This is a genomic window from Longispora fulva (assembly GCF_015751905.1).
Lineage (GTDB): Bacteria > Actinomycetota > Actinomycetes > Mycobacteriales > Micromonosporaceae > Longispora > Longispora fulva.
Window position 1 is genome coordinate 8293528 of the sequence record NZ_JADOUF010000001.1, and the last position, 14650, is coordinate 8308177.

Consider the following 14650-nt stretch of genomic DNA (forward strand, 5'->3'; position numbering starts at 1 on the left):
GGTGGACTGGTGCGGCGACGAGTTCCGGTGAGTCTGGGGGACCGTTCCTACGAGGTGGTGATCGGGGCCGGCGTGCGCTCGTCGCTGGCCTCCGTCATCGAGGGGCTGGGGGCGAGCCGCACGGTCGTCGTCTCCGCCCGTCCCCGGGAATGGGTGCCGGACACCGGCGTCGAGACGTCGTTCGTGCCGGCCCAGGACGGTGAGGCGGCCAAGACCCTGGGCACCGTGGAGGCGCTGTGCCGTGAGTTCGCGCGCTTCGGGCTGACCCGGCGGGACGCGGTCGTCTCCTGCGGCGGCGGCACCACCACGGACGTCGTCGGCCTCGCGGCGGCGCTCTACCACCGCGGCGTCGCCGTGGTGCACCTGCCGACGTCGCTGCTCGCCCAGGTGGACGCGAGCGTCGGCGGCAAGACCGCGGTCAACCTGCCGACGGGCAAGAACCTGATCGGCGCGTACTGGCAGCCCAGTGCCGTGCTGTGCGACACCGACTACCTGTCGACCCTGCCCGGCCGCGAGATGCGCAGCGGGCTCGGCGAGATCGCCCGGTGCCACTTCATCGGGGCCGGTGACCTGCGCGGCCTGCCGCTGCTCGAGCAGATCACGGCCAGCGTCGCGCTGAAGGCCAGCGTGGTCGCGGCGGACGAACGCGACGCGGGACTCCGGCACGTGCTCAACTACGGGCACACGCTCGGACACGCGCTCGAGACGGCCACCGGCTTCGCCCTGCGCCACGGTGAGGCGGTCGCCATCGGAACGGTCTTCGCCGGCCACCTCGCCGGCGCGCTGGGCCGCATCGACGAGCGGCGGGTGGCGGAGCACCGGGAGGTCGTGGAGCACTACGGTCTGCCCACCGCCGTGCCCACGGGCATCGAGGTCGCCGACCTCGTCAGGAGCATGCGGCAGGACAAGAAGGCCCTCGCCGGCCTGGCGTTCACCCTGGACGGCCCCGACGGCGCGGAGCTGGTCCGCGATGTGCCCGAGGAGATCGTGGTGCGGGTCCTGGACCGGATGCCCCGTCAGCCGCTGGCGGAGCTGACATCCGGCTGACTCTCCGGCAGGGGCCCGGGATGTCATGCCGACTCTCCGGCATCGGCCCCGGGCGGCCCGGGTGACTTTCCGGCAGGGGCCTCGAGACGTCCGGCTGACTCTCCGGGATCGGCCCCGGGGTGCCCGGCACCGGGCCCCGGGGCGACGTCGACAGGTCGTCCTGCGACCTCACCCCGCGCGGAGCTGCCGGGGAATCAGCTTCGACAGGTCATCGTCTCGAGTGGACGGTGCGCCGGACTCGCCGACCCCGCTCCGCGCACGGACGTTACCGGCGTCCGCGGCCAGCTCGTTCCACATGACCGCCAGCTCGAGCCGCGACTTGACGCCGATCTTCTGGAAGATCTTGCGAAGATGGAACGCCACGGTGTGCCGGGACAGGAACATCTGATTCGCGGCCTGCCCGTTGGTGAGGCCGTTCGAGACCAGCTTCGCCACCGCGTACTCAGTGTCGGTCAGGCCCGGAATGCCGCTGGACGGCCAGAATCTGGCCTGCGACTGCGGATTGGCGTTGATGCACCGCAGGCCACTGCGGACGCGGGAGGAATCGCGGAGCGAACCCATCTCAGCATACGAGCGCATCGCCAACTCGAGATTCTCCACCGCCTCGGGGCAGCCCTCGCGCCCCTCGGCCAGGAGCATGCCGATGTCCTCGACCGCCAGCGCGCGCCCCCAGGGGTCGGTGTGCATGTCGGCGGCCCTGCGGAGCATGTCGATGTCCTCCTCCAACAGCCCCGCCCCGTGCAGTGCCGCGGCGGCTATCTCGGGGACATCGGGATTCTCGGCGGCGAGCCTCTCGGAGAGACGGACCCCGTACCTGGCCAGGTCCGGTCGACGATGGCTGATCATGAGCCGCACGAGCCACGGAATGGCCGAAGGCTCGTCGGTGAGGAGCGAACGGGTGGTCGCCTCCGACTCGAGCAGCTCCCGGGCGAGCATCGCGGCGTGCTCGCGACCCTTCTCCGCCTCGGTGACCTGAATGACGATCCACGCGGATTGGCCGGCGGACAGCATTTCGCGCCCGAATACCGCGTCCTCTTTGAGTCGATTGGCATAGTAGATACTGGTCGATAGTTCACCGCGCCGCAGTGCCGTCGTCGCCAGGATGAGGTTGCCCAGTGGCGTCCACGCCGTCAGGCCGACCTCGTTCGCGAGTTGCAGGCCGATTTCCGATTGCGCCGCCGCGTCGACGAGATCGCCATTTACCAGCGTGATCTTCGCTTCCACCAGCGTCGTAATAGCTGTGAACTTCGGATCGTCGCGAATTGCCGGGTTGGCCGTCACCTCATCGAGGATCTGCCGCGCCTCGTCAATGCGCCGGATCAGGGCGAAGAACAGCGCCTGTTGCAGTCGGGCGTAGAGCGCGCAGGGTTCCTGGCACCTATCGCAGTTCGCGAGGGCCGCGGCCTTCGCGTACGAAATCCCTGCCCCGAGATCTCCGGACCGCCAGCTCGCACGAGCCTGTGTAAGAATTCCTGTGGTTATGCAGTTTGATGACATATATGCACGGGTTTCATCACCGATAATCTGCTCACGTCGTCGGTCGATCAAGATCAAACCCCCGTGTGACAGTATGTTGAATTTGTCAACTACTTGACGCAGAGTGCCGACTAGATAGTTCTCTTCACTGGACGTGCGGGTTCAAGAGGCAAAGCTACCAAAGATCACCAACGGGCAAGCATCACCCATGTTGACAGGGCGATTTATTGGTGTCAATCCTGTGATGGGAGATTCAACTTTGCGTGAGCGTGGGCGCGTTCGAGGGCAAAATGGCCTGCTCAGCCAGCCGGCTTCCGGGGCGAGCCGCCCGCGGGCGGCGGGTGTTGCGCGCGCACACCGGCGCTGACGGCCGCATGGTGATTGTCGGGCACTCGACAGCACGTCGGCAGTCCTCGCGGGGCGTGTCGACAGACAGGCGTTGGCGCGTCACTGTCGGGATGCCAGCCGGGTAGGGGATTGACTGCGGAACGGGTTTGTCGATATAGGAGGCTCCGGGTCGCGCGCGGGCAGGCATCAGTCTCATCAGGACGGTTGTCGAGTGCGCACGACGGTGCCGTTGTTCGCCGGCTCCATGACGGCGCTCTGGTCACCGTGGGTAGTCCGAGGGTGTTCGCGGGGGCGGCGCGCCGCGCGACCACGGTGACCCGGCGCGCACCGGAGGACCTGTGGGACCGGACGGTTGGAGTGCCGGCTCGGCGCCCCCAACGGACTTCGCGCCGGCCCCGGGCAGGGCTGCTGCCGCCGGGCTCCAGGGGCCTGGCCCTGGCTGCCGCCTGTCGGGCTGTGGCCATTGCCACGGATCAGAGCCGCGACGATGTGGATCAGGTGCGGGAAGCCGTTCTCGGCCGAGCCCAGGGCTCCGAGCGCATCAGGAGATCAGGGGCTGAGTCGCCGACAAGGCCGTCGCCGTCGAGGGCTCTGAGCGCTTCTGGAGACCGGAGCGGCGGATCGGCTGCGATGAGCGCGGTAGGCCGGACCACCGCTGTGCATCAGCTCGGCGGCTACCAGGGGGCCCAGGATGCGTCGGAGGTCAGAGCCGGCCACCGGTGGCGGAGGATGGCGAGGCCGCCGACCCCCCGGACGCGGAAAGCCGCCGCCGGATGACGTCCAGCACCCGTTCGCTCTGCTCCACGAGGTAGAAGTGCCCACCCGGCAGCACCAGCAGATCCGTGGGCCCGGTGGTGTGCTCCTCCCACGCGCGCGCCTCGTCCACGGTCACCAGCGGATCACGGTCGCCGGTGAGCACGGTGACGGGACAGTCCAGGACGCGGGACGGATCGTGCCGGTAGGTCTCCACGGCACGGTAGTCGTTGCGTACCACGGGAAGGATCATGTCGCGGATGTCCGGGTCGTCCAGCGCCATCAGGTCGGTGCCGTTCAGCCGACGGATCTGGGCCAGGATCTCGCCGTCCGACATCAGGTGGACCCGGTCGTCCCGGTGGCGCGACGGTGCCCGCCGCCCGGACAGGAAGACCCTCGTGGGCGCTGGCAGTCCGGCGGCGGCCAGGCGCAGCGCGATCTCGTACGCCAGCATCGCCCCCATACTGTGCCCGAACAGCGCGAAGGGCCGATCGACCATGTGGGTCAGCGCGTCGACGATCCGGTCGGCGAGTTCCGGCAGGTTGTCGATGTTCGGCTCGTGGCGGCGGTCCTGCCGGCCGGGATACTGGACGGCCAGCACGTCGATCGCCGGGGCGAGCGCCCGCGACACGGGGAAGAAGAAGCTGGCCGATCCGCCGGCGTGCGGCAGGCACACGAGGGAGACGGCCGCGTCGGCCGCCGGACGGAAGCGGCGGAGCCAGGTCGTGGACCGGGCCGGCGACTCCGACGTCGTCATCGGGTCTCCCGCGCCGCGTCGGTGTCGCACAGCTGGAGCAGCGCCCGGGCGGCCAGGCGGTAGCCGAGCGCGCCGAGTCCGACGACGACCCCGCTCGCGAGCGGTGCGATGACCGACTCGTGGCGGAACTGCTCCCGGGCCCAGACATTGCTGAGGTGTACCTCGATCCACGGCCGCGGGTAGGCCGCGAGCGCGTCGCGCAGGCTCCAGCCCGCGATCATCAGCGCGCCGGGGTTGACGATCGCGCCGATGGTCGAGAAGCGGTGCGCGTGCACCGCCCGGACGAGTTCGCCCTCGGACTCGTCCTGGACCGAGACGACCTTCCAGCCGGCCCCGGCGACCTCGTCGGCGACGTACCCCGCGATGTCGTCCAGGGTGTCGTGGCCGTAGATCTCCGGCTCGCGTTGTCCGAGGATTCCGAGATTCGGCCCGTTGAGCAGAAGGAGGGTGGTCATGGGAGATCTCCTGACAGTGTCGCGGGACACGCGACCGCGGACGGCCGTCAGTCGTCATGCTCGTCGTCGCACGGGGCCGCGGACAACTACCCGGCCTGACAGTGTTCGGCGGGAGTGGTCGTGGAGTCTACTGACCTGGCACGGCGCAGCGTGCCACCCGTAGCCGAAGGAGATCCCATGCCCGATCCGACCCGGGACGCGACGACGATCACGGGGCAGACCCGGTTGGTGGCGGTGCTGGGCGATCCGGTCGCGCAGGTGCGGGCGCCGGCCCTGCTGAACCGGCTGTTCGCGGCACGCGGCGTCGACATCGTGGTGATCCCCGCGCACGTCCGCCCCGATGACCTCGGCACCGTCGTGCGCGGCCTGCAGGCGACCGCGAACGTGGTGGGCCTGCTGGTGACGGTGCCGCACAAGGTCAACGTGCTGCGGTACGCCGATGTCCGCAGCGCCGCGGCCGAGCTCGCCGGGGGTGCCAACGCCCTGCGGCGGCTGGACGACGGCACCTGGCACGCCGACAACTTCGACGGCGCGGGGTTCGTCGCCGGGCTCGTCGAGGCAGGTCACCGGCCGGAGGGTAGGCACGTGGTCCTGGTGGGGGCCGGTGGCGCCGGCGCGGCGATCGCCCCGGCGCTGCTGGGGGCCGGCGTCGACCGTCTGACCCTGAGCGACGTGGACGACACCAGAGTCAAGGAGGTCGCCGAGCGCCTGAGTCCACACTGGCCCGGAAGGATCTTCACGGGTACCGGTCTGGAGTCGGCCGACATCGTCGTCAACGCCACGCCGCTGGGCATGGGGCCCGACGATCCGCTGCCGTTCGACCCGGCGGAGTCCCGACCGGGTGCCCTTGTCGCCGACATCGTCATGAAGCCCCGCGAGACGCGGCTGCTGCGGGAGGCGGCCGGGTTGGGTCGCCCCGTTCTGCCGGGGGAGCCGATGCTCCGCAACCAGATGGACCTGTACCTCGGGTACTTCGCCCCGGGGGCCTAGTTCCCGTAGGGCAGGATCCGGCGCGGCACCGTGCGCTCCTGGGGCCACCGGCGGCGCTCCGAGGGGTAGCGGAAGGAGACCTCCTCGCACCGTACGCCGTCGTACCAGGTGGTCCTCGGGATGTGCAGGTGGCCGTAGACGACCACCTCGACCGGGAACCGGACGTGCCAGTCGGCGGTGGACTCGGTGCCGCACCACTGGGCGAACTCCGGATACCGCAGGACCTCGGTGGGCCGGCGGCTCAGCGGGAAGTGGTTGACCAGCACCAGCCGGGCCCCGTCCTGGTGCTCCCGCAACCGCGCCGCCGTGTACCGCAGCCGGTACGCGCACCACGCGTCGACGCTGGCGAACGGCTGCGGATCGAGCAGGTACTCGTCGCTGCACACGATGCCGGCCTCATGGGCCCGGGCGAGAGACTCCTCCTTGGTCCGGGTGCCCGGCGCGCGGAACGAGTAGTCGTAGAGCACGAACAGGGGAGCGATGACGACCGGACCCCCGGGGCCGTGCCACGTGGCGTACGGGTCCTCCGGCGTGAGGATGCCCGCGCGCCGGCAGAAGGCGACCATGTGCTCGTACCGCTGCTGGCCCCGCAGCTGCTGCGGGTCGGCGGGCGGGGTCCACAACTCGTGGTTCCCCGGCGCCCACACCACCTGGGCGTAGCGGCCGGCGAGCAGCGACAGCGTCCACTCGATGTCCGCCATGAACTCGCCGATGTCGCCGGCCACCACGAGCCAGTCCCCAGGGTTGTCCGGATACAGCTTGTCGGCGACGAAGGCCCGGTTCTCCTCGTAGCCGACGTGCAGGTCGCTGACGGCGTAGAGGGACGGCTCCGTGTTCACCGACCCATCGTGCCAACCCCGGGCACCCGCGCACAGCTGCCAGGGTGAGTGGTTCAGCAGACGGGTCCGCCCGCGACGTGGATGATCTGGCCGGACACGAAGGACGCGCGGTCACTCGCCAGGAAGGTCACGACGTTGGCGATGTCCACCGGCTGCCCGACCCGGCCGAGCGGGATCCCGGCCGCGGCGTGGGCCTGGTGTTCCGCGACGGTCCGGCCGGCGCGGGCCGCGAGCGCCGCGGTCATCTCCGTGGCCACGTAGCCGGGGGCCACGGCGTTCACGGTGATGTTCAGCGGGCCGAGTTCCATGGCCAGCGTCTTGGTGAGACCCTCGATGCCGGCCTTGGCCGCCGAGTAGTTGGCCTGGCCGACATTGCCGACCGCCGCGATGCTCGACAGGTTGACCACCCGGCCCCAGCCGAGCTTGGACATGTGCTCGACGACCGCCTGCGTCATCAGGAAGGTGCCGCGCAGGTTCACGCCGAGGACGAGGTCCCAGTCCTGTGCCGAGAGGCCGAAGAGCAGACCGTCCCTTGTGGTACCGGCGTTGTTGACCAGGATGCCGGGCGGCCCGAGGACGTCGGCGACCTCGGCGACGGCGTCGCGTACCGCGTCGGGGTCGCTGACGTCGGTCCTGAGCGCGACGGCCCGGCCGCCGGCCCGCTCGATGTCGGCCGCCGTGGCCGCCGCTGCCGCCGGGTCGATGTCGAGGATGGCGACCCCGACACCGTCCCGGGCGAGCTGGTCGGCGACGACGGCCCCGATGCCGCGGGCCGAGCCGGTCACGATCGCGACCCGGGTCACGCGGACCCGGCCCCGGACGACCGGGTGACGGGGGAGCTCATCGGCCGATCCGCGCGTTCGGCTCCGGCTTCAGGACGGCCGGCAACGAGCTCATCCCGTGCAGGATGCTGGAGTAGATCCACCGCTCCGGCCCGGTCTGCTCGGCGGACGAGACGAGGGTGCGCAGCGAGTCCAGGACCTCCTCCACCTCGATCCGCGCCAACGTGTGCCCCAGGCAGATATGCGAGCCGAAGGCGAACGTCAGGTGCTTGTTCGGGGTGCGGTCGAGGGCGAAGCGGTCCGGGTCGGCGAAGACCTCGGGGTCCCGGTTGGCCGAGGCGATCCAGACGCTGACGATGTCGCCCCGCTTGACCGCCTGGTTGCCCACCACGGTGTCGGCGGTCGCCAGGCGGCCGCCGTGCAGGGACGGGACGGTCCACCGCAGCACCTCGTTGGCGGCGGTGTCCAGGCCGACGGTGCCCTCCTTGAGCGCCCGCCACTGGTCCGGCCACTCGACCAGGGCCTGCAGGCCGCCGGAGATCGCGTGCCGTCCGGTCTCGTCCCCGCCGATCATGAGCCCGTAGCAGTTGGACATCAGGTCGGCGTCACTCAGCGGCTCCCCGCCGATGTGGCAGTTGGCCAGCAGACTGACCACGTCGTCGGAGTCATTGTTGCCGCGCCGGGTGTGTGCCAGGTCCGCGAAGTACAGCAGGATCTCGCTCTTGGCCTGCCAGCTCTCCTGGGGCGGGGCGTCGGCGTAGTCGGAACTCCACGCGTGCGACGTGAGGCCGAGCAGGTAGCGGCGGTCCGCCTCCGGCACGTCCATCAGGCCGCAGATCGCGCCCAGCGGAATGTTCTCCGACACGTCGTGGACGAAGTCGCACGAGCCCTTGTCGATCGCCGCGACGATCAGGTCGTCGATGGTCTTGCGGATGGCCTCACGGATGCTCTTGAGCCGGCGGGGCGAGAACGCGGCGTTGAGCACGTTGCGCAGCTGGGTGTGCTTCGGGCCGTCGGTGACGGCGAGCATGGAGCCCGACGCCGAGTCGCCGCCGGTGAGGAGGGTGGCGAGCGCGTTGCCGCCCTCGGTGGTGAAGGTCTCCTTGTCGCGGTAGACCGTCATCGCGTCGGAGTAGCGGGTGAAGACCCAGAACCCGGGCTGGTCCCCGCGCGGCGGCTGCCAGTGGTAGGGCCGCTCGTCGCGGAGCCGCCGCCACACCTCGGAGAGGTCGTTTTCGGCGTGCAGCACCGGATCGGCGAGGTCCAGCGAGTCGAGGTCATCGGGGCTGACGATCGGGCGAGTCATCTGCGGCCTTCCGCGGGGGGAGTCGGGGACTGGAGAGGGGTCGCGACCGCGGCCAGGGCCCCGACCGTCGGGTGCTCGACGATCTCCTTGGGCGAGATGCCCAGACCGGCGGCGCGGGCGCGCTGGATCAGCGAGATGGCCATCATGCTGTCGCCACCCAGGTTGAAGAAGTTGCTGTCGAGGCCGATCTCGGCGGTCTTGAGGAGATCCCGGAAGATGGCGCACAACGCGTGTTCGGCCGGGGTCTGCGGGGCCCGCAGGGTCGCCCCCGGGTCGGCGGGACCTTCGCGGTGCGGCACCTCCGGCAGCGCCGCGGCGTCCAGTTTTCCGTTCGGCGTCACCGGCAGCGCCTCGACGAGGACGAACCCGGTGGGCACCATGTGTTCCGGCAACCGGCGTGCGGCGTGCTCGCGGAGGTCGTCCCGGGTGGGCGTGGCCGCGTCGACCGGCACGACCCAGGCGAGGAGCCGGAGCCGTCCGGCGTCGTCCTCGCGGACCCGGACCACCGCCCGGGCGACACTCGGCAGTTCCTCCAGGACGGCGGCCACCTCACCCGGTTCGATCCGGAAGCCCCGCAGTTTGACCTGGTCGTCGGCGCGGCCGTGGAAGTCCAGGCTCCCGTCGGGGCGCCAGGCGGCGACGTCGCCGGTGCGGTACATCCGGCTCCCGGGCGGTCCGTACGGGTCCGCCACGAAGCGTTCGGCCGTCAGTCCCGGCCGGTTCAGGTAGCCGCGGGCGACGCCGGGTCCGGCGACGTACAGCTCGCCGCGGAACCCCGGCGGCACCGGTCGCAGCCCGGGGCCGAGCACGTAGACCAGGGCGCCGGCGATCGGTCGTCCGATCGGCGGCCGATCGCCGCCCGTGATCGGCGAACTCTGCGTCGCGCAGACGGTGACCTCGGTGGGGCCGTACGCGTTGACCATCCTGCGGCCGGCCGACCAGCGCGCGGCGAGATCCGTCGGGCACTCCTCCCCGGCGCTGATCAGGCCCCGGAGCCCGGGCACGGCCCCCGGATCCATGCTGCCGAGCGCCACGGGCGGGAGAATGGCGTGGCTGACCCGCCGGTCGCGCAGGACCGCCGCCAGCGGCTCCCCGGCGAGCGGCCCGGCCGGTGGCACCACCACCGTGGCTCCGGCGGTGAACGCGCCCATCAGCTCGGCGACGAACGCGTCGAAGCTCGGCGACGCGAACTGCAGCAGCCGGGACTCACCGTCGAGGCCCAGACCCTCCCGTTTCGTCGCGGCGAGGTTGGCGAGCCCGGCGTGGGTGACGGCGACGCCCTTCGGCCGGCCGGTCGTGCCGGAGGTGTAGATGACGTACGCGAGGTCCTCCAGCGTCGGGGTCACCCGCGGATCCGCGTCGGAGTCCCCGGCGAGCCGGGCCCGGACCTCCGGGTCGTCCAGCAGGACGCGCGGCCACGGGCGGGTCAGCGGCAGGTCGCCGGACCCCAGACCGCACACCACCTGCGGATCGCAGTCCTCCAGCATGGCCGCGATCCGGTCCCGGGGATAGCCGGGGTCGACCGGGACGAACGCCGCGCCGGTCCGGGCCGTCGCCAGCACCGCCGTGATCATGTCCAGCGAGCGGGGCAGCGCGAGGGCCACCAGCTTCCCCGGTTCGGCACCCGCCGCGGCGAGCACGGCCGCGAGGCGTCCGGCGCGCCGGTCGAGTTCCGCGTAGGTGACCGTGGTGTCGGCCTCGTCCACCGCCGGGCGGTCGGCGTGACCGTCCACGGCGCGCCGCCACAGCTCGCCGAGGGTCGCGGCGGGCTGGGGGACCGCGTCTCCGGGAACGAGAAGACGGGTACCGGGGTCCACGACGTCCACCCGCGCGAGTGGCCGGTCGGGCTCCCGGACGTACCCGTCGAGGAGGTGGACGAACAGGTCGAGCACCTGCCGCGCCGGCTCGCCGCCGATCCGGCCCGGGTCGGTGCGCAGCGTGAGGGTGAGCCCGTCGCCGTCCCGACCGACCCGGAGCTCGACCGCCGGTGGCGTCGACATCTCGGACAGCGGCTGGTCGGGGGACTCGAAGGTGAGGGTGGTGTCGAACAGCGTGTCGACGGCGGCGTCGACCGACGCGCGACCCTCGGGCCCGAGCACGGCGTGCTCCGCCGCCGCGTCCGCGGCCCGCCGGGCCCGCTCGAGTACCGCGGCGATCGGGTCACCGGGTTCGGCGGCCACCACGAGCGGGCGGATGTCGAGGTCGTCTCCGGGGACGGCGAAGGAGCCGCGGGTCCCGAACACCACCGGGGAGGTGGCGCCCAGCAGGCGGAGCAGGACCGCCCACAACCCGCGCAGCACGTGTTCCTCGGCCACGTCGCCTGCGGTCGACCGGAGGGCCGCCGCGTCGAGCCGCCGGACGAGAACCGGGTCGGCGTCCGCGGCCGTGACGGCGTTGGAGGCCGAGACGGCGGGCGCGGCGGCGACGGGCGTGGACAGCATGTCCCGGAGCATCGTGGCGTCGTCGACGCCCGCGAGCGACGACCGCCAGAACCGTGCCGCGAGTGCCTGCTGACGCAGCAGCCCGCGGTCCGGTTTCGCCGAGCCCAGCAGGGGCAGTTCGGCACGGACCTCGATCTCCAGGGGCGCGTGGCTGTCGCCGAGCGTCTCCGCGACGTGCGCCCGCAGGTCGGCCGGTCGGGGGGTGCAGCCGGCGGCGGGCGTCACCACCGCGTGCACCTCGTCCAGCCGGTCTGAGTCCTCGACCCCGAACACCGCGGCCTGGGCGACGTCGGCGTGCTCGAGGAGAACGCGCTCCACGGCCTCCGGGTAGATCTTGACGCCGTTGCCCTTGAGGACACCGCCGAGCCGGCCGTGCAGGGTCAGGTACCCGGACTCGTCGAGCTGGCCGATGTCGCCGGTGCGCACCCACCCGCCGCGGACCGTCCGCGCGGTCTGCTCCGGGTCGTTCCAGTAGTGGCTCATCGCCCAGCGGCCGATGACACAGATCTCGCCGGGGGTACCGGCCGGGAGGACCCGGGCGTGGTCCCGCGGATCGCGGATCGTGATCCGGACGTTCCCGGGGGCGCGGCCGACGGTGCGCCGCCGGTCCGGATCGAGGTGGTCCTGCGGGGTGAGGAGGCTGATCATGCCCGTCTCGCTGGTGCCGTACGCCTGGAACAGCACCGGACCGAGCGCCTTGGCCGCGGCAGCCACCCGTTCGGGGGCCGCCGGGCTGCCGGTGTAGAACACCTCGCGCAGGCTCGACACGTCGCTGCCGTCGAACGCCGGGTGCTCGGTGAGGGCGTAGACCTCCGGCGCGCCCAGTACCAGTCGGGTCACGCCGTGCCGGTCGACGGCCCGCAGCACGGTCTCGGGGTCGAACCCGTGGTGCAGCACGACGCTGCCGCCGGCGATGATGGCGTCGTCTGCCGAGAAGCCGCTCGAGTGGGTCAACGGCCCGGTGATGAGGCAGACGGCCGGCTCGCCGGTGGCCGCGGTCGCGAGCATGTCGTTCTTGACCTCGAACGACCAGCTGATTCCCTTGGGACGTCCCGAGGAGCCGCTGGTGAACGTCACCACGGCGATCTCCGCCTGCTCGGCCGTCGCGTCGTCGAACTCCGAGGCAGGGCACCCCGTGACGTCCAGGACGTCCGGGCCGTGCTGGCCGGGAGCGGTGAGCCGGACCGGCCATCCCGCCGCGGCACGCAGCGTCCGGGCCCGGTCGAGGTTGTCGCGGTCCACGGCGAGCAGCTTCGGCCGGACCTCGGCCAGGATGTCGGCCTGGGTGCGCAGGCGCAACTCGTCGCGCGGGTCGGCGGCGTTGACGCCACGGATGTGGACCACCGTCCCGCCGACCAGGTTCACCGCGTACCGGTACACCAGGGTGGACAGTGTGTTCGGGCTCGTCAGGACGGCCACGGAGTCGCCCGGGCCGATTCCGGCACCGCGCATCGACGCTGCGGTGGCGCGGATCGCGTCGGCGATCCGCGCGGCGGAGAAGGGCTCGTCCCGGAGGAGAACGGGGTTCGCGTCAGGCTCGGCGTCGAGCCGGCCGAGGATCTGGCGGACGTAGTGGTCATGCCCCTGCAACGGTGGCCTCCAATACAGCTCGTCGGGCGCAACCGACGGATGGGCCGGGAGGCGAGGCGCCGGCGCCGGCAGGCCGTGAAGATGCTGTTTCGCTGGCAACGGTAGATTCCGCGCCCGCCGGTCCGGAATCCCTCACGTTGGTAGTGGGGACGGCTCCCCGTCGTACCGTCAGGTCGAGGGATGGTGGCGTCGCGGGCCGGATTCGTATGCTCGCGCAGCCCGGACAGCTTCAGCAGGAAGGCGCGACATGACTTCCCCGACCCCGCCGGCGGACGTCATCGTCGTCGGCTGCGGCCCGGCCGGTGCCGTGCTCGCCAGCCTGCTGGCCCGCAAGGGACGCCGGGTGACAGTGCTCGAGCGGCACCGCGAGGTCTTCGCGCTGCCCCGCGCCACCAGCTTCGACGGGGAGACCGCCCGGCTGCTGGCCGCCGCGGGAGTCGGCCCCGGCCTGCCACGGATCTCGGAGCCCGCGACCGGCTACCAGTGGCGCGGCGTCGACGGTCAGGTCCTGCTGGACATCGCGTTCAGCGCCACCGGCCGGTACGGCTGGCCGGACGCGAACACGATGCACCAGCCCTCGCTGGAGGAGCTGCTCGGCACCGCGCTCGCCGCCGAGCCCGCCGTGGTCGTCCGCCGAGGCCTGTCCGTCGTGGGCGTGCGCCAGACCGACACCGGCGTCACCGCGGTCGCCGAGGACGACGACGGCGCGACCCACACCTTCCAGGCCGGCTGGCTGGTCGGCTGCGACGGCGCGAACAGTGTCGTGCGCGACCTGGCCGGGGTGTCGGTGACCGACCTCGGACTCTCCTTCGAATGGCTGCTGTGCGACGTCCGACCGCACGCACCGCGCGAGTTCGTCCCCACGAACGTGCAGCTGTGCGACCCGGCCCGGCCCACGACGCTGGTGGGCAGCGGGCCCGGCCGGCGGCGGTGGGAGTTCATGCGGCTGCCCGACGAGTCCTCCGCCGAACTCGGCGACGTCGGCACGGCGTGGCGCCTGCTCGCCCCGCACGGCGTCACCCCCGACACGGCGACCCTGCTGCGCAGTGCCACATACCGGTCCCACGCCCGGTGGGCCGACCAGTGGCGGGTGGGCCGGATCTTCCTCGCCGGCGACGCCGCGCACCTCATGCCGCCGTTCGCCGGCCAGGGCATGTGCTCCGGCATCCGGGACGTCAGCAACCTGGCGTGGAAGCTCGACCTCGTCATCGCCGGCCGCGCCGACGAGCGGCTCCTTGACAGCTACACGGTCGAGCGGCGCGGCCACACCAAGGCCGCCATCCTCGCCTCGGTCAAGCTCGGCCGGGTCATCTGCGTGACCGATCCGTCCGCCGCGGCCGACCGCGACGCGGCGATCCGGGCCAACGGCGGCGGGCGCACCACCCCGCCGCCCGAGGCGACCCCGCTGACCGCCGGGCTGTTCGAGCCCGACGCCGGCCGGGGCGGCGGCGAGGTGATCGTCGCCGGCCGGATCGAGGTGGACGGCGTCACCGGCCGGTTCGACGACCTGGTCGGACGTGGGTTCGTGCTGGTCACCACCGAGGAGCCGGAAGCGTTGGGGGAGGCCCAGCGCGCCTTCCTGGCCGAGATCGACGCCACCGTCGTCCACATCGGTCCCCCCGATCGGCCGGCGGCGCCCGGGCGGGCGCGCGACGTGGACGGCGTGTACGGGGCGTATCTGCGCGACCGGGGCGCGACCGCCGTGCTCGTCCGGCCGGACTTCCACGTCTACGGCACCGCCGGTCCGGGCGCGGTCGCCGGGCTCCTCGACGGCCTGCGCGGCCGGCTGCGCGCGGGCTGACGCGGCAGTCACCCGTCAGCCTGAGGGATCCCGGTGCCCGCGGCGAGCATCTAGCGTCGGCGACA

10 protein-coding genes are annotated in these 14650 nt (G+C 72.1%); 3 read left to right on the forward strand and 7 right to left on the reverse strand.

Translation table 11 applies throughout. From position 1 onward, the window contains the following. Nucleotides 1-9 precede the first annotated feature (9 nt). Nucleotides 10-1047 (forward strand): 3-dehydroquinate synthase family protein, encoded by a 1038-nt coding sequence (locus IW245_RS38370; RefSeq protein WP_197007950.1) that lies wholly within the window; start codon nt 10-12, stop codon nt 1045-1047. 168 nt (nt 1048-1215) lie between these two features. On the opposite strand, the gene IW245_RS38375 is transcribed toward IW245_RS38370, so the two are convergent. From IW245_RS38375 to IW245_RS38385, 3 genes are all read right to left on the reverse strand, one after another. Next, nucleotides 1216-2595 carry a helix-turn-helix transcriptional regulator gene (locus tag IW245_RS38375; RefSeq protein ID WP_197007951.1) on the reverse strand — a complete coding sequence of 460 codons (1380 nt, stop codon included), beginning with the start codon at nt 2593-2595 and terminating at the stop codon, nt 1216-1218. 979 nt (nt 2596-3574) lie between these two features. Next, complete coding sequence (locus IW245_RS38380) at nt 3575-4381, reverse strand: thioesterase II family protein (protein WP_197007952.1); 807 nt, start codon at nt 4379-4381, stop codon at nt 3575-3577. Continuing rightward, the gene (locus IW245_RS38385) at nt 4378-4836 is read right to left on the reverse strand and encodes a type II 3-dehydroquinate dehydratase (protein WP_197007953.1); all 459 of its coding nucleotides are present in this window, start codon (nt 4834-4836) and stop codon (nt 4378-4380) included. Before IW245_RS38385 ends, IW245_RS38380 begins: the two co-directional genes overlap by 4 nt. A 177-nt stretch (nt 4837-5013) precedes the next feature. Here IW245_RS38385 and IW245_RS38390 point away from each other — a divergent pair, with 177 nt between their 5' ends. Next, nucleotides 5014-5826 carry a shikimate dehydrogenase family protein gene (locus tag IW245_RS38390; protein ID WP_197007954.1) on the forward strand — a complete coding sequence of 271 codons (813 nt, stop codon included), beginning with the start codon at nt 5014-5016 and terminating at the stop codon, nt 5824-5826. Here the strand turns inward: IW245_RS38390 and IW245_RS38395 are convergent. From IW245_RS38395 to IW245_RS38410, 4 genes are read right to left on the reverse strand one after another with little or no spacing between them, the layout of a single operon-like run. Then, nucleotides 5823-6665, reverse strand: a complete 843-nt coding sequence (locus IW245_RS38395) for a metallophosphoesterase family protein (protein ID WP_197007955.1) — start codon at nt 6663-6665, stop codon at nt 5823-5825. The two genes, IW245_RS38390 and IW245_RS38395, sit on opposite strands and share 4 nt — an antisense overlap. Nucleotides 6666-6718: 53 nt before the next feature. Then, nucleotides 6719-7468: a 3-oxoacyl-ACP reductase FabG gene (fabG, locus tag IW245_RS38400; RefSeq protein WP_197007956.1), complete on the reverse strand. Its 750-nt coding sequence runs from the start codon at nt 7466-7468 to the stop codon at nt 6719-6721. A gap of 37 nt (nt 7469-7505) precedes the next feature. Then, a complete protein-coding gene (locus tag IW245_RS38405; protein ID WP_197007957.1) occupies nt 7506-8753 on the reverse strand; it encodes a cytochrome P450 in 1248 nt (415 codons plus the stop codon). Then, entirely contained in the window at nt 8750-12784 is a 4035-nt protein-coding gene (locus tag IW245_RS38410) for an amino acid adenylation domain-containing protein (RefSeq protein ID WP_197007958.1), read from the reverse strand. The genes IW245_RS38405 and IW245_RS38410 overlap by 4 nt, the downstream gene beginning before the upstream one ends. A 247-nt stretch (nt 12785-13031) precedes the next feature. On the opposite strand from IW245_RS38410, the gene mhpA reads away from it, so the two are divergent. After that, nucleotides 13032-14585: a bifunctional 3-(3-hydroxy-phenyl)propionate/3-hydroxycinnamic acid hydroxylase MhpA gene (mhpA, locus tag IW245_RS38415; RefSeq protein ID WP_197007959.1), complete on the forward strand. Its 1554-nt coding sequence runs from the start codon at nt 13032-13034 to the stop codon at nt 14583-14585. Nucleotides 14586-14650: the final 65 nt, after the last annotated feature.